The sequence below is a fragment of the Vibrio atypicus genome (assembly GCF_009811315.1).
In the GTDB taxonomy this organism is placed as follows: Bacteria; Pseudomonadota; Gammaproteobacteria; order Enterobacterales; family Vibrionaceae; genus Vibrio; species Vibrio atypicus.
The window spans coordinates 66,394-84,902 of sequence record NZ_BLID01000004.1 but is presented as its reverse complement, the minus strand read 5'-3'; the positions used below and the strand labels follow the sequence as shown (position 1 = coordinate 84,902).

Below are 18,509 nucleotides of genomic sequence, written 5' to 3'. Positions count from 1 at the left end.
GCCATTAGGTTCGCCTTTTTTTTATTTGAGAGTTATTATCAAGAAAAACAACGAGTAAACGTTAAGGAATTCAAATGGACGCTTTAGATCTATTGCTCAACCGTCGCTCTATTGCCAAACTTTCGGCCCCGGCGCCGGAAGGTCAAGTATTAGAAAACATCATCCGCGCAGGTTTACGTGCGCCTGACCACGCAGCACTGACGCCTTGGCGCTTTGTGATTGCTCAGGGTGAAGGGTTGAACAAGCTCTCTGATATTTTGGTTAAAGCGGCAGAAGCGGACAACAGCGACGAAGCCGTGGTAGAGAAGGTGAAAAATGCGCCTTTTAGAGCACCTATGGTGATTACTGTGATTGCTAAAGTGACGGAACACGACAAGGTGCCGGCTTTAGAACAGTATTTATCTGCAGGTTGCGCTGCTCAAGCTATGCAGATGGCTGCGGTTGCTCAAGGCTTCCAAGGTTTTTGGCGCTCAGGAAAGTGGATGTTCCATTCAGAGGTTCATCAAGCATTCGGTTTAGAAGGGGACGATGAGATCGTTGGTTTCCTTTACTTAGGAACACCGGGTTGTACACCGATGAAGGTGCCGGAGCGAGACCTAAGTAAATTTGTTGAATTTTTATAGCATGCAATAGAAAAGAGCTTGGTGGATAACCAAGCTCTTTTTTGTTTAGTGGATGTTGTAAGCGATGACAAAATCAATAAATAAACGCACTTTCTCTGGTAAGTGGTCTTTATGGTTGTACAACATATAAATATCGCGCGGGTTGGCACTCCAATCAGAAAGCACACGAATTAAGCTGCCATCATCAATGTACTCTTTAAGCATCACATCAGGCATCAAGGTAATCCCTAAGCCATCAGAACAAGCACTACGAACAACGTTAAGAGTATTTGATTGGAATCGGCCCTTATCATTGTTGATGACTGTTTCACCATTTTGATTCGACAACTGCCACTTTAGCAGTGGAGCACCCTTGAGTAGGCTGTGGTTATGCAGCTCTTCAGCGTGTTTAGGCGCCGGGTGCGCTTTCAAATACTCTGGGCTAGCAACTAAGATATCTTCCACTGAGTTGATTTTACGAGCGATTAAGCTGGAGTCTCGCTGCGGGCCAACGCGGAAGATCACATCCCACTCTGTTGGATCAAGTTGATCTGAGTGGTTGCTGGTTGTTAGCTCAAGGTTAATGTCTGGATACTGGCTCATGAATGCATTGAACATCGGCATCATCATGCGTTTGGTCAAATTGGATGGCGAAGTAATACGAATTTTCCCCGCAGCTCCGCGGCATTCATCAGACAACTCTTCTGCGGTTAGCGTTAATCTATCCAACAGAGGTGAGCATTCGCTGTAAAAGCGTTCTCCCGCTTCCGTAAGCGAAAGTTTACGTGCGTGTCTATTTAGCAGACGCAAGTTTAGAGAGTCTTCTAAAGCTTGAATACGTCGCGTAATGGTTGCAACAGGAATCATCGTTTTACGGGAAGTTGCTGTATAACTCCCATTTTCTACGACAAGCCTGAACAAGTTGAGATCATCTAATTTCATTTCACCAGACACATTTTTTTACGAATTCGGTTAATTTATCTCTATATCAAATGTCAAAGGTTGAGTCACATCAACAACTTTATCGATATTTAAGATTCCATACATATAGTATGCAACCTAGAGCCAAAGTGGAAGATTTGTATAAAAGGCCTTTCATGACTATTTTTTATAGAGCGTTTGAATTTACAAATAACAATAATAAATCAGTTGTACTTTAGTTGTGTGAGGCAAAGGTTTATGTATAAAACGATAGAAGTTGCACCCAGCGACGTACCGGCTATCGCTGTAGGTGAAAAACTTGTCATGTTGGTTGATGATGACCCTATATTCCGCCGAATTACGTCCGCTTTCCTAGTTACCCAAGGCTACAAAGTTGTTGAAGCTGAAAATGGACTGGAGGGTCTAAGGAAGCTTCGTGATGCGGAACCAGACATCGTCATGTGTGACTTAGCAATGCCAGTATTAGATGGCATCGAGTTTGTTGAAGAAGTGAGTTTAGAGTATCCATCTCTGCCACTTATCGTAGTGTCAGCAACGGATGATATGTCCGATGTCGCCAAAGCGCTTCGCTACGGCATTAAAGACTTTTTACCAAAACCGATTGGCAATTACGAACACCTTGTATGTGCTATTGAAAACACTCTAGATGATTCAGACAATCATCTGAGTGATCAACGAGACTTTTCTAGCCAATGGTTCCGCGTTGATAGCGGTGATATTCCTGAAGAGCAGGAGTTGCACTGGCACCTTGAGTTTTTACAAGATAATCGCAGTGCAGCGAAAGATTTACTGCACGCTTTGCTCCCAGAGCGAGACACATCGCAGGGCAGTTGGAAGTGCAGCTATCGCTTATTGCAATCGACAGATGTCATGCCTATCGTGTTTGATTACGCATGGCTGATGAATGGTCAGTTTGCCTTTTACATTGTGGATTCTGCCAGTGAAGGTGAGCATGGCGCTGCGACGACGTTGCTCGTTCGAGCTTTATTCCACGACTATCTTCGCAATTTGAAATGCTTTAATGCTGATTTGAAAGATATTGCCTATTTACTAGAAAAGGGTATTCAATGCTCGGAATGTGCCACTCCCGTCAAAGCTCTGTTTGGTGTGGCGGACCTTTCTGAGAGTACCTTATCTTTATTGCCAGCAGGCCTAGATTGTCAGTGGTCAAATGGGTATGTATCTCAGCATATTCAACCAGGTGTGAATCTTGGTGACAACTGCATTAAAAACTTCATTACTACTGACTTACCGATTCAGTCAGCTTGTCAGATTGCATTAAGCTGCCTAGGTTCTAGTAGCTTCACTCTTGATATCTATAGTGGAGGTAGTGCTTAAGCGCTACCTTACGTGTCATAAAATCTTAATAACCCTTTTATTACTCGGTGTTTGTTGTCTTGAGTTTGGGGTATAGTCCGCCGAAACAAAAATAAACCAAAGCGTTAACGCTCACTTAACGTAGGTTTAAAAAATAACAATCGACACTTAGAGAAGTAATCCCATGGCAGACAAAGATTTTAAAGAACCTTATAATATCTTTTACTTTTTAGGTTTTATTGCAGTCCTTCTTATCCCAACACTTCCAGCGACTTTGACTTGGATTCGTGTTTTAAACGGATACGCGGGCTTCTAAATCATTTGGAGCGTACCATCAGTATTCGAAGATTGAGTTTAAATATTGTTGGTATTACAAGTTTGTGCCTGGGTTTTCTGGGCATATTCCTTCCTCTTCTTCCAACAACGCCTTTTGTGCTGCTAGCAAGTGCATGCTTTATGCGCAGTAGCCCACGCTTTCATCGTTGGTTGCACGAACACAAAACGTTTGGTCCTATTCTAGATAACTGGCATCAGCACAGAGCCGTCACTGCAAAAGTGAAAAGGCGAGGGGCGGTGTACATTCTTCTTAGTTTCTCTTTTTCAATTTGGTTTGTGCCGCACTTTTGGTTAAAAATTGCACTTGTTTTTATGCTGGTGGCATTACTCACTTGGTTTATTCGGTTGCCTGTGATGGAGCACCTTGCTGACAAGCAAGAAAATCACTAAGATTGCAAGGAAGCGTGCCCACCTTCTATGTGGGCGTTTGTTTTTTAGGCACAGTCAAATTTAGTCAGCAGTTTGAGCAGGCTCGAATCGTCTACTTGTGCAGAGAACCCACGCTATAGCTTGAAAATACTAATTATATAAATAGCCAAGCCTAGCCAATCTAAGTAAAGAATTATGACAACTGAAACACTCTCACTGATCAAATCTAGTATTAAAAGCATTCAAGACTATCCAAAGCCAGGCATTCTGTTTCGTGATGTGACGAGTCTGATGGAAGATTCTGCCGCGTACCGAGCAACGATTAAACTATTAGTAGAAAAGTATCAATCTATGGGTTTTACCAAGATTGTCGGTACTGAAGCGCGCGGCTTCCTGTTTGGTGCGCCGCTTGCTCTAGAGCTTGGCGTAGGTTTCGTACCGGTTCGTAAACCAGGCAAACTGCCACGTGAAACTGTCGCTCAGTCTTACGAGCTTGAGTACGGTACTGACACGCTAGAAATCCACACAGATGCTATCGTAGAAGGTGACAAGGTTCTTGTTGTTGACGACCTACTAGCAACGGGCGGAACAATCGAAGCAACAACTAAACTGATTCGTCAGCTTGGTGGTGTTGTCGAACATGCAGCATTCGTGATTAACCTTCCTGAAATTGGTGGTGACAAGCGTCTTGAAGGCCTAGGCCTGAACGTTTACAGCATCTGTGAGTTTGAAGGTCACTAATCGGGTAGGTTATTAATGGGTATAGTTTCATGAGTTATCTTGCCTTAGCGAGAAAATGGCGTCCTAGTAAATTCAATGAAGTGATAGGACAAAGCCACGTATTAACCGCACTGGAAAATGCGTTAGCACAGAATCGCCTCCACCATGCTTATCTGTTTAGTGGTACGCGTGGTGTGGGTAAAACCTCAATTGGTCGTTTGTTTGCTAAAGGACTGAACTGTGAGACAGGTATTACTGCGAACCCGTGTGGCGTTTGTGATACTTGTAAAGAGATCGATGAAGGTCGTTTTGTTGATCTTCTTGAGATAGATGCAGCGTCCCGAACTAAGGTCGAAGATACTCGTGAACTGCTAGACAATGTTCAATACAAACCAGCTCGTGGTCGATTCAAGGTTTACCTGATCGATGAAGTTCACATGCTCTCGCGCCACAGTTTTAATGCCTTACTTAAAACCTTAGAAGAGCCGCCTGAGTATGTGAAGTTCTTACTGGCGACCACAGATCCGCAAAAGCTGCCAGTGACGATTTTGTCTCGCTGTCTTCAGTTCCACTTGAAGCCTATCAATGTGGATACCATCCATGAGCAGCTGGACCATATTTTAGCTCAAGAGCAAGTGACTGCTGAGCCTCGCGCGTTAGGCATGATCTCGCACGCCGCTGACGGCAGTATGCGTGATGCCTTAAGTTTAACGGATCAAGCGATTGCTCTGGGTAATGGTACTGTTTTAACTGACAGCGTCGCCCACATGCTTGGTACTCTTGATACTGATCAGGCTCTGCATTTGCTTGAAGCGATTAGCTCTAAGCAGCCACAACAAGCAATGGAAACATTGTCTCAGCTTGCGCAAAACGGTGTAGAGTGGGATGGGCTACTGCAGCAACTTGCTACTCAGCTGCACCGCATGGCGATGTTCCAAGCTTTACCTTCGACGTTAGATAAAGCGCAGCCAGATGCCGAAAAGATTGAATTACTGAGCCGCGCGTTAAGTCCGCAAGACGTTCAACTCTACTACCAGATTGCATTGAAAGGTCGTCAAGACTTACCACTTGCGCCTTCTGAGTGTATTGGTCTCGAGATGGTTGTACTGCGTATGATGGCGTTCAGACCAGCGTCCAAGCCGCAAGCTAATGTCATTTCAACTCAGTCTGAACCAACCGAGCAAGTGGCAGTAGCACCTAAAGCTCAGTCTCAGCAAGCGGCGCAATCTCAGCCAGTTGCACCCGCTCCAAGTGCGCAAGCTGCACCATCAACGCCGCCGGTGCAGAGACAGCCTCAGGTTGCACCGGAGCAAAACTATGACATGCCGCCTGCGGGATACATGTCTGAGCCACCACAATACGATGCGCCGCCAATGTATGATGAGCCACCAATGTATGGTGAGGCTCAGCCGCCGCAAATGCAGCCAAGTCCTGCACCTACTCCGTCTCAACCTGTGCAGCAAGCTGAGCAGCCAGCGAGTCGAAGTTCTTCGCCAATCAGCGGGCTACGTCATCAATTGCGTTCACAGCGTAAAGGGTTAGCGCCCAGCCAAGACAATTCGGGAAATGGGCCAAAAAAGGCTAAAGCGACATCTGCTAAATCAGAATCAGTCCTCGATCGTGTAGCACAAAAACACGCGGGAACTGCGCAGGTGTCGCCATTGTCTAATCCATCAGTCGCAACACCTGAATCTGATAAAAATGAACCATATCGTTGGAAGCCAATTTTGCCGCAGACGCAGCAAAAAGAAAAAACAGAGCTGACTCCAACGTTATTGAAGAAAGCGCTAGAACACGAAAAAACGCCAGAGATGTCGAAGAAGTTGTTTGCAGAGAGCCTAGAGCAGAGTGATTGGGCTCAGCTAATCAGTAAGCTTGAAACAGCCAAATTGACAGAGCAGTTAGCGCTTAACTCGTACTACGAGAAAAATGGTTCGTCCATTTCACTAACGCTAAGACCGCAACAAGCGCACTTAAACACAGATCGCGCTCAGAGCGAACTTCTGCAAGCACTCAATACCGCATTAGGCGAAGAGTGTCATCTCAGTGTTGAAGTCGGCGATAGTGGTGAAACCCCGCTAGAATTAAGAGATAAGCTCTATCAAGGTAAGTTAAGCCAAGCGTTTACCAGCCTAGAGAATGATGATCATGTTAAGTTTATTGAGATGCGCTTTGCTGCGGAGCTTGATAAAGAAAGCGTGAGACCGATTTGATTTTCGGGGTTGAAAGTTTACGTTTTCAGCCCCATCTAATAACGAAACAAGCTAACTAACCAGAGAGATAAACATGTTTGGTAAAGGCGGTATGGGCAACCTAATGAAGCAAGCCCAGCAAATGCAAGATCGCATGCAAAAGCTTCAAGAAGAAATCGCAAATATGGAAGTAACCGGTGAATCTGGTGCTGGCCTTGTAAAAGTAACGATTACTGGTAGTCATAGCGTGCGCCGTGTAGAAATCGACGAAAGTCTGATGGAAGACGACAAAGAGATGCTTGAAGATCTGATCGCAGCGGCATTCAATGATGCGGCTCGTCGTGTTGAAGAAACACAAAAAGAGAAAATGGCTGGCGTAACTGGCGGTATGCAATTACCACCAGGTATGAAAATGCCATTCTAATCGACAAGGTTAGTTAAATGCGCACCAGTCATATGCTGGAGCAATTGATGGAGGCCTTACGTTGTCTACCTGGGGTTGGTCCCAAGTCGGCGCAGCGTATGGCCTTTCATTTGTTACAGCGAGATAGAAAAGGCGGCCTGCAACTCGCAGACGCTTTAAGTCAGTCAATGACCGAAATTGGCCACTGCACAGAGTGCCGAACTTTTACTGAGGAAGAAGTTTGTCATATTTGTACCAATCCTAAACGTCAGGAAAATGGTCAACTGTGTGTGGTAGAAAGCCCTGCAGACATTGCTGCTGTAGAAGCAACAGGGCAATATTCTGGACGTTACTTTGTTTTGATGGGGCACTTATCTCCACTAGACGGTATCGGGCCTAGTGATATTGGCTTGGATGTATTGGACTACCGCTTACGACGTGGGGACATTTCAGAAGTGATTCTGGCAACCAACCCTACCGTCGAAGGGGAAGCGACCGCGCATTATATCGCAGAGCTTTGTAAAGCGAGTGAAGTCTCCGCCAGCCGCATTGCTCATGGCGTGCCCGTTGGTGGTGAGCTTGAGCTGGTGGACGGTACCACTTTGTCCCATTCACTTCTTGGTCGACACAAGCTTTAACTGCTATGACAAATACGAAAAAGCCGCAGCAAACGCTGCGGCTTTTTAGATCTAATGGATGCTTATTTTGATGCAGAGATTGCACGATAAATAACGGCACCTAAGATACCACCAACAATCGGCGCTACCCAGAATAGCCAAAGTTGAGAGGCTGCCCACTCACCGACATACATCGCGACTGCGGTACTACGAGCAGGGTTAACTGATGTATTGGTCACTGGAATGCTGATAAGGTGGATTAGTGTTAGGCCCAAACCAATAGCAATTGGGGCAAACCCTTGCGGAGCGCGCTCATCGGTTGCACCCATGATAATGATAAGGAACATCATCGTCATGACAACTTCTGAAATCAAAGCTGCAGTCATTGAGTATTGGCCAGGAGAGTGCTCGCCAAAGCCATTTGCTGCGAAGCCTGATGCTGCAACATCAAAGCCCGCTTGGCCAGAAGCAATAAGATAAAGCACGCCGCCTGCAATTAAGCCACCGAAAACTTGAGCAAGGATATATGGAAGGACGTGTTTCGCTTCAAAACGGCCACCAGCCCAAAGGCCAATCGTTACCGCTGGATTCAGGTGACAGCCTGAGATATGACCAATTGCATAAGCCATAGTCAGTACGGTTAGACCAAAGGCAAGAGATACTCCTAGCAAGCCAATACCAACATCTGGGAAGCCGGCCGCCAATACCGCACTACCACAGCCACCAAGTACTAGCCAAAACGTACCAAAAGATTCTGCAATATATTTATTCATGGGTTTCCTGATTTTTTATACGTGGAAGACCCAAGGAAGATAGTTGAGAAATGTCAGCAGGGTGTGAGTGAAAGTAGTAATTTCTAACAATAGAGTCACTAGACTCATATTGTCTTAGTTATGAAACAAGGTTTATGTCAGAATTTCCAACTCGGTAATGTTGTCCAAAGCTTGCTGATTGGTTTTACCGCAGATCACAGGGCATGCTTTGAAGTCATGACACACTTTAGGTCTTTCTGGTTTGCCGAACAGTTTACAAAGATTATCTTCATTTAGCTGAATACAGCGAACGCCAGCAGGTTTGCCATTTGGCATGCCAGGAATAGAAGAAGAGATACTTGGCGCAATACAACAGGCACCACAGCCTAGGCGACAATCCATCACGATAACCTCGAAAAATTTTAAGGGCGCGATAGTAGCAAAAAAGCATTGCCTGATCAGCTCAAACTTTGCCCTTGAAATTTTAAAGCCTAAACGGTATAAATCGCACCCCTGTCCGATAATGAAGTAACACCGATGAGCGCACCTTTTTGGCAAAGTAAAAGACTAGAGCAGATGACTGAGCAAGAGTGGGAGTCTCTTTGTGATGGTTGTGGTAAATGCTGCCTACATAAGCTCATGGATGAAGACACGGATGAAATCTACTACACCAACGTGGCATGTAGTCTACTCAATAGCAAAACATGTTCGTGTAAAGATTACCCAAATCGTTTCAACTACGATGAAGAGTGCACCAAGCTCACTCGTGACGATATCGAAGATTTTACTTGGCTACCACACACTTGTGCTTACCGTTTGTTAGCGGAAGATCAGCCGCTTCCTGAGTGGCACCCGCTGATCACAGGTTCAAAATCTGCCATGCATGCCGCAGGTGAAAGTGTGCGGAATAAAGTGGTCTATGAGATAGAAGTCGTAAACTGGGAAGACCACATTTTGAACCACCCAGCCCGAGACTAACTCTTTTCAAACAGCCGCTTATCGCGGCTGTTTTTCTATTTGCTGACCTTTGACGAATAATAGACAAGGGTTTTCAATATTGTGGTGTACACTTACTGCTATCTACAACAGAAACAACGACTTATTGTTTGAGGTGTTCATGAGACGGTTATCTCGTGGGAATAGAGGTTTCTCTCTATTATGTTTGTGGGCAGCGTTTTTCGTTGCTTTTAGTTTCAATGTGCATGCTACGCAAGAGACGGAATCGCCTCAACTGACAAAAGCAGAGCAAACGTTAGAGCGAATCAACCTTGATTTGAAAGATCTGTCTGACGCTTTGGCGAGTGCCAGTGGCGAAGAAAAAGATGCGTTGCAGCTCAAACTGTTCCAAAAAAATGAAGATCTTAGAACGGCGCTCGCCAGTGCTATTAGCCGCGAGAGTATTCCGAAAGAGAAGTTGATTGCACAAGTTGAGATGCAGCAAAACTACTCGCACGGTGCGACGGTCTATCTTGAAGATAAAATCAAAGCACTCAATGAGAAAATCAATAGTGCGAAAGATGATGAGCGCTTAACTCTGCTCAATGATTATCAAGAACTTCAGCATTATCAAGACACGGTTATTGAAGCGAACTGGCAAAACATTGAGTGGCTGAAAAAACTCGGGGTTGATGAATCTGCAGCTGAAGCCAGTTTCCGCGACCTCGTCGCGAAGCGATTGCGCTTAATGGCGGCTTCGGTTGAGTATTTTAGTCAGCAAATTGATCTTGTTGGTAAGCAGCTTACTGCAAGCCCAGAATCTGAAAAGTCTTCATTGCAGCTATCTCAGCTTGTGATTAAGCAGCGTATGACAATTGCGGTAGATAGCTTAAGCTCACTGATCTCTATCGGTGATCAGTTAGATATCGATACTTCTGAATATAAAAGGCTCATGTTTGAGGTGACAGGCAGTATCACTCAAGATCTGCTTGATGGTCAGGTGTTGTTATCGATTGTTTCCCATTGGTCGACAAATATTTGGGATTGGATTGCCAACAATGCGCCGCAGCATTTGTTCCAATTATTTGTGTTTGGACTGTTACTGTTTGCTACTAGCCTGATGGCGAAGTTAACGCGTAAAGTGATCAGTAAAACCGTGGTATCGAAAAATCTGAAGCTGTCTCAGCTGATGCAGGACTTCTTCATTGGTATGTCAGGCAATATCGTCTGGGTGATTGGTATTCTTGTTGCGCTATCACAGATTGGATTGAATCTGGCGCCAGTGCTGACAGGTTTTGGTATTGCGGGTGTGATTATCGGTTTTGCACTGCAAGATACGCTATCGAACTTCGCTGCCGGTATGATGCTGCTAATTTATCGTCCATTTGATGTAGGTGATTTTGTGTTCGCTGGTGGGGTAGACGGAAAAGTTAGCCACATGAGCTTGGTGAATACCACGATTAAAACCTTCGATAACCAGATCATTATTATTCCAAACAGTAAGATCTGGGGCGATGTGATTAAAAACGTAACCCATGAGCGAGTACGTCGCGTGGACATGGTGTTTGGTATTGGTTATGGTGACGACTTACTAAAAGCAGAATCAGTACTGACTGAAATTGTCATGAACCACCCATCAGTTCTACGTACACCAGAGCCAAATATCAAAGTGCATACTTTGAATACATCATCTGTTGATTTCATTGTACGTCCTTGGGTAAAAACTGATGATTACTGGGATGTTTATTGGGATGTAACCAAAGAAGTGAAATTGCGCTTTGATAAAGAGGGCATCTCTATTCCGTTCCCTCAACAGGACGTTCACTTGCACATGGTGAAAGAAAACGAGACCACAGAGCAGTAAAAAGAGCGCCGAAAGGCGCTCTTTTTTTATGCGGATAACTCTTCTAAGAAAGTAATCTTTGGTTCCTGTTCTAAAAGGCCGTCTAAGCTCGCGAGTAGCTGAGTAAAGTGCGGTTGTTTACAGTGCTCGTCAAATGCCGCTTGATCAGAAAATTGCTCTTGGAAGGTAAAGATTGCAGCATTCTCTTTATCTTTAAAGAGGCAGTAGCGCGTATTACCTGGTTCTTGGCGAGTGGGTGCTAGCATTGCAACTAATAGTGATTCAAGCTGTTGTTCTTGTCCGGCTTTAGCGTGAAATGTTGCTGTCAAATTGATCATTGTGTTTACTCTTTTTGGGTTTGTTATAAGTATCGGCCCTGTCTTTGCAGGAATTCGATTTTGTATCCATCTGGATCGGTAATAAAAAAGAAGGTCGCGAGATGAGTTTCGTTGTGGTCAAACGCCTTAACGTCTGAAGCTTCAATCCCGAGATCACGGATTCGTTGGTGTGCTTGTTCGATATCTTCAACGCTAACCGCAAGGTGACCGTAACCAGAGCCATGGGTATAAGGCTCTGATTGATCGTGGTTGTGGGTCAGTTCAAGTTCGAATCCTGTTTCCGCATTGGCTAAATAGGTTAGGCTAAAGCTGTCGAAGATATACTGATCTTTGATTTCAAGCTCAAGAGCGTTGCGGTAAAAGTTAATGGACTCGGCAAGGTTGCTGACCCTGACCATTGAGTGGATGAGTTTTGTCATATCTACCTCTTATTCTGATGGACGTTAGAATAAGGGCAGAGAAATGTGAGTAGGTAGTACTAGAGTACGACAGCAAGAACTTTAGTGATTTGGGATGAGCTGTTGTTTGACAATACTCATGACATCGTCTGGCTGACGTAAATAGATTAGGCATGCGCAGCGTAGTAGAGAGGTAAAATTACTGATCTCTCCATTATGTTCTAAAGCCTCTTTGTAGATGTAACTGATAAAGCGAGGCAAGGTCATATCTTGCTTGGCTGCAATCTCTTCCAAAATTTGCCAGAAGCTGGCTTCTAGTTTAATGCTGGTTGCATGACCATCGATTCGAATTGAACGAGCAACCGTTTGATAGTTTTCTTGAGGTTGTTTGGAGAAGATATCACACATAATTATCGGGCTAGTTTGCGAGTGTGGATCTATTTTTATCTTTTCGAGAGTGATGAGTCAATCAATAGCACTATAAATAAAAAACGCCCCGAAGGGCGTTGAACCAAACAAGTGACACTTATTCAGGCTAGTTCACTTGTGCTTTTATGTATTCACCCAGTTCAGAATGGTGCATGATCTTTGATACGGGAAGAATTTTTTCTGCAGGTCCCCAAGCAAACACATTCACCGGTGTGTGGGTGTGGGTTCCTGTTCCCCAAACAATGTTTTGTCCAGTGGCTTGTTCGCGAGCCAGTAGGTTGCCGCGATCGTTGTATGGGAAGAAAGCATCGAAGTCATTTATCGCTGGGACTTCTTCTTTCGACAAGTATTTGTGCTGTGCTAAGCGATAAGGATTTGGCTTACTAGCCATAACGTTTTTCGCTTGTTCTGCCGTAATAGGGAATGCGCTGTTCTGGTTAACGATTTCCGCTAATTTCTCAGGCGTTTGTTCACTCTTATCCAGTTTTTGGAACTGGCTGATCATACTGTAGTAGCTCTGTTTTTGATTGTACAAGCCATCAAGAATCTTAAATGCGCCAAAGTTGAAGTTAGGCGCATAGTCACGATTCGAGAACGCTTCGCCGGAACGCTTTTGCGGTTGAGGTAAATCTTGTGAAGAGTAGCTAAAGCCGAAAGAGCCGGTCTCGTGGTCCGCGGTTACGATAACAATCGTGTCATCACGATCTTTCGCCCACTGATAAACTGATTGTACTGCTTCATCAAACTTGATCATCTCGTGTAACATTGTACCAGCGTCATTGCTGTGACCCGCCCAATCAATTTGACCGCCTTCAACCATTAGGAAAAAGCCATCTTTATCCTTTGAAAGTACATTCAATGCTTTATCGGTCATCTCTTTCAAGCTTGGCTGAGTTCTTTCTGGGTTGGATTTGTTGTTGCTGTAAGTGATGCCGTCATCCATACCAGAATAGGCAAACAATCCGAGCAGTTTGTCACCCTTAGCTTGGTCCAACATGTTACGGTTGAAGGCGAGTTGGTAACCATCACTTTGCGCTTCGCTCAGTAAGTTACGTTCATCTTTACGTTTTGATTTGAGGTAGACGTCACCATGAGTCAGCTGTTCAAGCTCTTTGTAAGTTTCGCCCTTATCATTGGTTGATTTTGGAATCCAATGGCGTAAGCCTCCAGACAACATAACGTCGACACCGGTTTCAAGCATGTCTGATGCAATGTCATTTTCTAACGAGCGGTGAGGTTGATGTGCAGCAAATGCGGCTGGTGTCGCGTGAGTTAAGCGCGTATCAGAGACTAAGCCTGTCGCTTTACCTGCTTTCTTTGCTTTCTCAAGTACGGTTTCAACATGGTTTCCTTGAGAGTCGATACCAATCACTTCTGAAGCGGTGTAAATACCGGTAGCAAGCATAGTTGCTGAACATGCGGAATCCACGACAATCGCATCTTCTGGATGAGTCAGAGAAGAGCCAATGACACCATCTTGAGCAAGTTGATACAGAGCGGTTTTCTTTCCCTTATAAATTGAGTTTGGAGCTTGATTAGCATAAGTCTCCAATAAGCCCACTTGCTGCGGACCCATACCGTCACCAATCATCAAAATAACGTTTTTGATCTCTGCGGAAAGCGCATTGAAAGAGAGCGTAGAGGTTGCCACTGCGGCAATAATGGGTTTGATTAACTGCTTCATTGTTTATCCCTTTTTATATAAGCGGGATGATTAAAGCACTGCTTTATTTCAAAATTGCTTCGTCTATGTTTCAACTAGATGAAATTGAGTAATCATTCAGTTTTTATTACTTCGATAAAAAAAGCCCACCGAGAAGTGGGCTTTGAGTTAGGAAGGAGAAGAAAATGAGGTCAAATAGGTTTAGCTTGCTGCGGCTACAACCGCTTGATTAAACTCGCTTCTTGCCTGTTGAGCTTGCTCAGATGCCGCAATCTTAGCATCTTGCGCTTTAGATACAGCTTCTAGAGCTGCTTGCAAATCATCTTGCAGCTCTTGCGGTAAGTGGTGATCAGAGAATTCTTCTTCGCCATTGTGTTCAAGAGCGAAAGCGCGGATGCGTTTTTTCACTTTCATGACGTTGGCCATAGCTTCACGTTCAAGTTCAGCGGCCTCTTGCGCTGCATCACGGCTACTTTCAAAGCGTGCTAAAGCCATACCTTCAGAAGACCAAGGATCCATATCTGGTAGTTCTTCAATGTTGATGGTTGGCTCAACGTAATCTTCTTGATGGCGCAGGTCTAGTGAGGTAGCACGTACTGCTGAAATCATCAGCATGACAGAAATGCCAAGTAGTGGTAAACCACCGACAATCGCAGCTGTTTGTAGTGTGCTTAGACCTCCAAGGAACATTAGAACCGTTGGTAAGAACGACAGCGTAAATGCCCAGAACATACGGTTCCAACGCATTGGCTCTTCGGTCACATTGTTTTGTACTACAGAAGCTAGGATGTAAGAGATTGAGTCAAATGTCGTCGCTGTAAAAATCACGCAGAGTAGGGTAAATACTGCAATAACAAGCGTGCTCATTGGTAGGGCGTCAAGCATAGAGAAGATTGCTTTAGTCGCACCTTCTGCATTCAGGATGCCGACAACGTCTAGCTCACCAGACAATTGCAATGATAGGCCGTAGTTACCTAAGATCATGAAGAATAGGAAACAGCCCAGTGAACCGAAGAAGATAGAGCCAGAGACCATTTGTTTAATTGTGCGACCACGAGAGATACGCGCAACGAATAGACCCATACTTGGCGCGAATACCAACCACCAAGCCCAGTAGAAAATCGTCCAGTCTTGTGGGAAGTGAGTATCGTCGAATGTGCCGTAGCCACCAAATGGTTCCGCCCATGTTGCCATCACAAAGAAGTTAGATAGCATGCGACCGATGGAGTCTAGACCCGTTTCTAGCATGAAGATGGTAGGACCGACTGCAAGAACAAACGCTAGCAGACCCATCGCACCCCAGAAGTTAATGTTACTTAGGATCTTGATGCCTTTTTCCATACCAGCATACGAAGAGTAAGCAAAAATAGCCGTACACACCATTAGAATAGCGATCTGACTAAGTGTGCTTTGCTCTATACCAAATAGGAAGTAAAGACCTTCACCGATAAGAGGCGCAGCAAGGCCTAGTGTTGTCGCTGCGCCACCAAGTAGACCGAAGATAAATAGGATATCAACGATTTTACCTGGCATACCTTTCGTGCGTTCTTCGCCAATAACTGGCATTAGTGCACTCGATACTTTTAGTACAGGTTGCTTACGAACATAGAAGAAGTAGGCAATAGGAAGCGCTGGAATTAGGTAGATAGACCAAGCGATCGGGCCCCAGTGGAATAGGCCGTAGGTTGCCGCCCAACGAACCGCTTCTTCACTGCCTGGTTCAAGTTGGAAAGGTGGAGATTGATAGTAGTAAGCCCACTCAATACAACCCCAGTACAAAATACTTGCGCCGATACCGCCACAAAACAGCATCGCTGCCCATGACGCAGTGGCAAATTCTGGCTTTTCGTCTGGGTCGCCTAGCTTGATTTGACCCATGTCACTGAATACGACATAAATCATAAAGAAGAATGCACTAATACCCAGAGCTAGGTATAAAAAGCCCAGTTTGTCTGTCATGAAGCTTTTAGCGACGGCAATCCAATCCGCACCCTGCTGAGGGAATAAAATTAGAGGGAAAATGATGCTCAGCAGAAGGGCGATGGCGCCAAAGAAGGTTGGCTTATCAATAAGCGAAAATGAGTCTCTCACAAGTTATTTTTCCATAAATAAAAACTAACTTGATTATGGAGTGTGCGAGGTTATAGCGACAAACGACGTTGTTTGTCGACATGATTAAAATGGTTTGTCTGTCAGTCGATTAAAGAATCGCGAGGAGAATACCACCGATCGTTGCCGCTGCGGAAAGGTATTGCCCCGCAGAGTATGATCCGTCTTGCTCTTCTTTTATCTTATCAGGATGATCAATACCTAATGCACCATGGGCAAAAGATTCGACTTTGTCTCCGACAGTTTTGTCCCCAGCATCTGCTTTCGCATCTTTCTCTATTTCCTGAAGAGCGGCCAGCAAGGCTTTACCTTCAGCAGAAAGGGTGACTTTGTTTTGCTCTACTTTCAGTGGAGTAGAGGCCTGTGAGGTCTCGGCTGGGCTCGCTTGAGGCTTGACCTGCTGGGCTGGTGTCAGCTTAGCTGGCTCCATTCCTACTGGTGTCATACTGAACTCCTTATACTGTCCTCAGACACTATATCGACCGTAATGTGAAAAACTTGCGCAAAATATGCGTAATTTGTATGAAATTCACTCAAGCATAAACTGTGCCTGATTTTGTCGTTTAGGAGTGGTATTGCGAGGCAGGTAACTCTCCAGCCACCGATTGAGCTGGAGAGTAAAGGTGGAAATTAGCGGCAGGTGAGGTTGTCGTTTCGGCCTTTCAGATTCTTATATGCTGCCATTCGGTTTTCCATCTGAACATAACGAACCGGTGGCTCAAGGACTTCTAAGCGATAATCATCACCTATGTCTGTTTCTAGATCACTGACAGGAGTAATCACTACTACTTTTAGCGCTGGGTTCCGCTTCATTATGGCCGCTTTAGTTCCTAGCCCCTGCTCGATATGAAATTTTCCAGCAATATGCATGACCTGAGCACCTTGATGATCACTTAAATAGTTGACGATACTTTCTGCCATGGTCTCATCCCAAGTGACTTGAGCGGCGAATTGCTTTTCAGTCTGCTCTGGTTTGCCATGGTGCATGGAGGCCATAAATTTCTCTTTATATGGGCTCTTTGAAGTATCGATCGATGAAGCCAGGAAAGTGCGCTCTTTAGGCGTTAGTTTGTCTAGGTAATCGACGCCTTGTCGACCAATGCAGCGAACAATGGGTTTTGGGGCATTAGAAGCGATGATGTCTAGGTTTTGTGATTTCGCTAGTTCTACAAGCGGGCGGTAATCACTCTCGTAGTTTGGCCATGCGTTACCGTTTTTCATCAGCATTTGTTCACCAATGGTTCCGGCTAAGTATTCGTTTACCACCGACTGTTTATCGCGGGAGAATTGCTCCATCGAGAGAGCGACCTTCGGGTTTGAATTAATAAGCTCGCGAAGTAGATCGGTTTGGAAGCGATGAATACCAGTATGTGTATGCCATTCACCGACCAAGATAACGTCTGCATTTTTGAGTTCTTGTGACAGATTGTTTAGCTGGATCGACTGTGCAGACGGAGAATACAGCTGGTAATCGAAAAAGGTAGGCGAAGTTTGGCCCGATGTTGTTGAGCAAGCCGTTAGAAATAGAGTAATAAGAGAAGTTGCGATAAGAGTACGCATTAAAAAGCCTCCGTAAAATAGTGGGTGCATACTACTGGAGGCTTAAAAAGGTTTCAATAATAATGAGAACTATTCTCTATTGCTTCTTTCGATAGATTCGAATTAAAAAGTCCGCCTCGCACTCAAACAGTGTAGCTGACTTGAGCTGAGCGCGAAGTTCGTCGGATGCTTTCCAAGCAAAAGGTGTCATTTGCAAGAGATCGTAGCCAGCACCATTATCAAGCTCCATCGTGTATGAGAGCTTTTCCTCGTGTTCTAATTCAAAGCCTTCAATGGTCTCTATCTCTTCGCTGTGTAGTCTCACATCGGTGTAGATGGCCTCACGCAATTGGTAGAGGTGACGACCTGCCGGTGACACAGTAATGACTACGCCATTATCTGTTACAACGCGTGCAAGCTCTTCAGCCTTACATGGTGCGTAGATGCGTAAAACTGCGTTTAAGCTACGCTCTTCAAAAGGTAGACGATGGCTCGAGGCAACACTAAAAGTACAATTTGGGTAGCGTTTAGCGGCGTATCTTATCGCCACTTTAGATATGTCTAAGCCATAGGTCTGCGCACTTGATGATTGACTAAGAAGTGCACTTGCCACTTCTGTTGTGTAATAGCCCTCACCACAACCAATATCGAGCAGCTGGTGGTTTGTACCTTGTACATATTTAGCACACAAGTCGGCGATTTTACGCTTCATTGGTTGATAGTGTTCTTGCTCTAGGAATCGACGGCGCGCCTGCATCATCTCTTTGTTATCACCCGGATCTTTTGAGCGTTTGTGCTGAACTGGCATTAAATTGATATAGCCTTCTTTAGCTAAGTCAAAAGAATGATTGTTTTCACAGCGATAAGTACGCGCGGTTAATGAGAGCGATTGGTGGCAAAGAGGGCAGGTGTAGGACATAGAAATGCTCAGATTCGATATTTGAGAGCGCAGAGTCTAGCAGGAACTGCTATGAGGAAAAAGGAATTGTTTTGGCTAGCCCCAG

The 18,509-nt window shown here is 44.9% G+C and carries 20 protein-coding genes; 9 read left to right on the top strand and 11 right to left on the bottom strand.

Translation table 11 applies throughout. The annotated features are described in order from the left end of the window. Window positions 1–74: 74 nt before the first annotated feature. Window positions 75–623: an NAD(P)H nitroreductase gene (locus GVO60_RS09935; protein WP_159653475.1), complete on the top strand. Its 549-nt coding sequence runs from the start codon at window positions 75–77 to the stop codon at window positions 621–623. A gap of 45 nt (window positions 624–668) precedes the next feature. Here the strand turns inward: GVO60_RS09935 and GVO60_RS09930 are convergent, their stop codons facing one another. After that, a complete protein-coding gene (locus tag GVO60_RS09930; RefSeq protein WP_159653473.1) occupies window positions 669–1,544 on the bottom strand; it encodes a LysR family transcriptional regulator in 876 nt (291 codons plus the stop codon). A gap of 237 nt (window positions 1,545–1,781) precedes the next feature. Here GVO60_RS09930 and GVO60_RS09925 point away from each other — a divergent pair, with 237 nt between their 5' ends. The 6 genes from GVO60_RS09925 to recR all read left to right on the top strand — a co-directional run bounded on the left by GVO60_RS09925 (window position 1,782) and on the right by recR (window position 7,519). Continuing rightward, a complete protein-coding gene (locus GVO60_RS09925; RefSeq protein WP_159653471.1) occupies window positions 1,782–2,882 on the top strand; it encodes a response regulator in 1,101 nt (366 codons plus the stop codon). Window positions 2,883–3,182: 300 nt separating this feature from the next. Then, window positions 3,183–3,587, top strand: coding sequence for a YbaN family protein (locus GVO60_RS09915; RefSeq protein ID WP_159653469.1), 405 nt, complete (start codon window positions 3,183–3,185; stop codon window positions 3,585–3,587). A 174-nt stretch (window positions 3,588–3,761) separates the two neighbouring features. Next, window positions 3,762–4,307 carry an adenine phosphoribosyltransferase gene (gene apt / locus GVO60_RS09910; protein WP_159653467.1) on the top strand — a complete coding sequence of 182 codons (546 nt, stop codon included), beginning with the start codon at window positions 3,762–3,764 and terminating at the stop codon, window positions 4,305–4,307. Between the two features lie 29 nt (window positions 4,308–4,336). Further along, complete coding sequence (gene dnaX, locus GVO60_RS09905; RefSeq protein ID WP_159653465.1) at window positions 4,337–6,499, top strand: DNA polymerase III subunit gamma/tau; 2,163 nt, start codon at window positions 4,337–4,339, stop codon at window positions 6,497–6,499. Window positions 6,500–6,572: 73 nt separating this feature from the next. Then, window positions 6,573–6,902, top strand: coding sequence for a YbaB/EbfC family nucleoid-associated protein (locus GVO60_RS09900; RefSeq protein ID WP_004413339.1), 330 nt, complete (start codon window positions 6,573–6,575; stop codon window positions 6,900–6,902). Between the two features lie 17 nt (window positions 6,903–6,919). After that, on the top strand, window positions 6,920–7,519 hold the full coding sequence (gene recR, locus GVO60_RS09895) for a recombination mediator RecR (RefSeq protein ID WP_159653463.1): 600 nt from the start codon (window positions 6,920–6,922) through the stop codon (window positions 7,517–7,519). Between the two features lie 62 nt (window positions 7,520–7,581). Here recR and aqpZ read toward each other — a convergent pair whose 3' ends face one another. Together aqpZ and GVO60_RS09885 are read right to left on the bottom strand one after the other, a co-directional pair. After that, a complete protein-coding gene (aqpZ, locus tag GVO60_RS09890; RefSeq protein ID WP_159653461.1) occupies window positions 7,582–8,271 on the bottom strand; it encodes an aquaporin Z in 690 nt (229 codons plus the stop codon). 132 nt (window positions 8,272–8,403) lie between these two features. After that, entirely contained in the window at window positions 8,404–8,652 is a 249-nt protein-coding gene (locus tag GVO60_RS09885; protein WP_159653459.1) for a YkgJ family cysteine cluster protein, read from the bottom strand. 135 nt (window positions 8,653–8,787) lie between these two features. Here GVO60_RS09885 and GVO60_RS09880 point away from each other — a divergent pair, with 135 nt between their 5' ends. Continuing rightward, window positions 8,788–9,228: a YcgN family cysteine cluster protein gene (locus GVO60_RS09880; protein ID WP_159653457.1), complete on the top strand. Its 441-nt coding sequence runs from the start codon at window positions 8,788–8,790 to the stop codon at window positions 9,226–9,228. A 139-nt stretch (window positions 9,229–9,367) separates the two neighbouring features. Continuing rightward, on the top strand, window positions 9,368–11,050 hold the full coding sequence (locus GVO60_RS09875; protein ID WP_159653455.1) for a mechanosensitive ion channel family protein: 1,683 nt from the start codon (window positions 9,368–9,370) through the stop codon (window positions 11,048–11,050). A gap of 26 nt (window positions 11,051–11,076) precedes the next feature. Here the strand turns inward: GVO60_RS09875 and GVO60_RS09870 are convergent, their stop codons facing one another. The 8 genes from GVO60_RS09870 to rlmA all read right to left on the bottom strand — a co-directional run bounded on the left by GVO60_RS09870 (window position 11,077) and on the right by rlmA (window position 18,424). Further along, window positions 11,077–11,367, bottom strand: a complete 291-nt coding sequence (locus GVO60_RS09870) for a putative quinol monooxygenase (protein WP_159653453.1) — start codon at window positions 11,365–11,367, stop codon at window positions 11,077–11,079. 23 nt (window positions 11,368–11,390) lie between these two features. Then, window positions 11,391–11,786, bottom strand: a complete 396-nt coding sequence (locus tag GVO60_RS09865) for a VOC family protein (protein ID WP_159653451.1) — start codon at window positions 11,784–11,786, stop codon at window positions 11,391–11,393. A gap of 81 nt (window positions 11,787–11,867) precedes the next feature. Beyond that, window positions 11,868–12,173, bottom strand: coding sequence for a ribbon-helix-helix domain-containing protein (locus GVO60_RS09860; protein ID WP_159653449.1), 306 nt, complete (start codon window positions 12,171–12,173; stop codon window positions 11,868–11,870). Window positions 12,174–12,300: 127 nt separating this feature from the next. Continuing rightward, entirely contained in the window at window positions 12,301–13,878 is a 1,578-nt protein-coding gene (locus tag GVO60_RS09855; RefSeq protein ID WP_159653447.1) for an alkaline phosphatase, read from the bottom strand. Between the two features lie 180 nt (window positions 13,879–14,058). Continuing rightward, a complete protein-coding gene (locus tag GVO60_RS09850; RefSeq protein ID WP_159653445.1) occupies window positions 14,059–15,948 on the bottom strand; it encodes a BCCT family transporter in 1,890 nt (629 codons plus the stop codon). 109 nt (window positions 15,949–16,057) lie between these two features. Continuing rightward, the gene (locus tag GVO60_RS09845; RefSeq protein ID WP_159653443.1) at window positions 16,058–16,411 is read right to left on the bottom strand and encodes a hypothetical protein; all 354 of its coding nucleotides are present in this window, start codon (window positions 16,409–16,411) and stop codon (window positions 16,058–16,060) included. A 185-nt stretch (window positions 16,412–16,596) separates the two neighbouring features. Continuing rightward, window positions 16,597–17,526 (bottom strand): ChaN family lipoprotein, encoded by a 930-nt coding sequence (locus GVO60_RS09840; protein ID WP_159653441.1) that lies wholly within the window; start codon window positions 17,524–17,526, stop codon window positions 16,597–16,599. Window positions 17,527–17,602: 76 nt separating this feature from the next. Beyond that, window positions 17,603–18,424 carry a 23S rRNA (guanine(745)-N(1))-methyltransferase gene (gene rlmA, locus GVO60_RS09835; protein ID WP_159653439.1) on the bottom strand — a complete coding sequence of 274 codons (822 nt, stop codon included), beginning with the start codon at window positions 18,422–18,424 and terminating at the stop codon, window positions 17,603–17,605. Window positions 18,425–18,509 lie beyond the last annotated feature (85 nt).

Coding starts and splice junctions, on each gene's coding strand:
- recR (WP_159653463.1), top strand. CDS start 6,920: ATGCGCACCAGTCATATGCTGGAGCAATTGATGGAGGCCTTACGTTGT.
- GVO60_RS09840 (WP_159653441.1), bottom strand. CDS start 17,526: ATGCGTACTCTTATCGCAACTTCTCTTATTACTCTATTTCTAACGGCT.
- GVO60_RS09885 (WP_159653459.1), bottom strand. CDS start 8,652: ATGGATTGTCGCCTAGGCTGTGGTGCCTGTTGTATTGCGCCAAGTATC.
- dnaX (WP_159653465.1), top strand. CDS start 4,337: ATGAGTTATCTTGCCTTAGCGAGAAAATGGCGTCCTAGTAAATTCAAT.
- GVO60_RS09860 (WP_159653449.1), bottom strand. CDS start 12,173: ATGTGTGATATCTTCTCCAAACAACCTCAAGAAAACTATCAAACGGTT.
- GVO60_RS09930 (WP_159653473.1), bottom strand. CDS start 1,544: ATGAAATTAGATGATCTCAACTTGTTCAGGCTTGTCGTAGAAAATGGG.
- rlmA (WP_159653439.1), bottom strand. CDS start 18,424: ATGTCCTACACCTGCCCTCTTTGCCACCAATCGCTCTCATTAACCGCG.
- GVO60_RS09865 (WP_159653451.1), bottom strand. CDS start 11,786: ATGACAAAACTCATCCACTCAATGGTCAGGGTCAGCAACCTTGCCGAG.
- GVO60_RS09875 (WP_159653455.1), top strand. CDS start 9,368: ATGAGACGGTTATCTCGTGGGAATAGAGGTTTCTCTCTATTATGTTTG.
- apt (WP_159653467.1), top strand. CDS start 3,762: ATGACAACTGAAACACTCTCACTGATCAAATCTAGTATTAAAAGCATT.
- GVO60_RS09845 (WP_159653443.1), bottom strand. CDS start 16,411: ATGACACCAGTAGGAATGGAGCCAGCTAAGCTGACACCAGCCCAGCAG.
- aqpZ (WP_159653461.1), bottom strand. CDS start 8,271: ATGAATAAATATATTGCAGAATCTTTTGGTACGTTTTGGCTAGTACTT.
- GVO60_RS09870 (WP_159653453.1), bottom strand. CDS start 11,367: ATGATCAATTTGACAGCAACATTTCACGCTAAAGCCGGACAAGAACAA.
- GVO60_RS09925 (WP_159653471.1), top strand. CDS start 1,782: ATGTATAAAACGATAGAAGTTGCACCCAGCGACGTACCGGCTATCGCT.
- GVO60_RS09855 (WP_159653447.1), bottom strand. CDS start 13,878: ATGAAGCAGTTAATCAAACCCATTATTGCCGCAGTGGCAACCTCTACG.
- GVO60_RS09880 (WP_159653457.1), top strand. CDS start 8,788: ATGAGCGCACCTTTTTGGCAAAGTAAAAGACTAGAGCAGATGACTGAG.
- GVO60_RS09900 (WP_004413339.1), top strand. CDS start 6,573: ATGTTTGGTAAAGGCGGTATGGGCAACCTAATGAAGCAAGCCCAGCAA.
- GVO60_RS09935 (WP_159653475.1), top strand. CDS start 75: ATGGACGCTTTAGATCTATTGCTCAACCGTCGCTCTATTGCCAAACTT.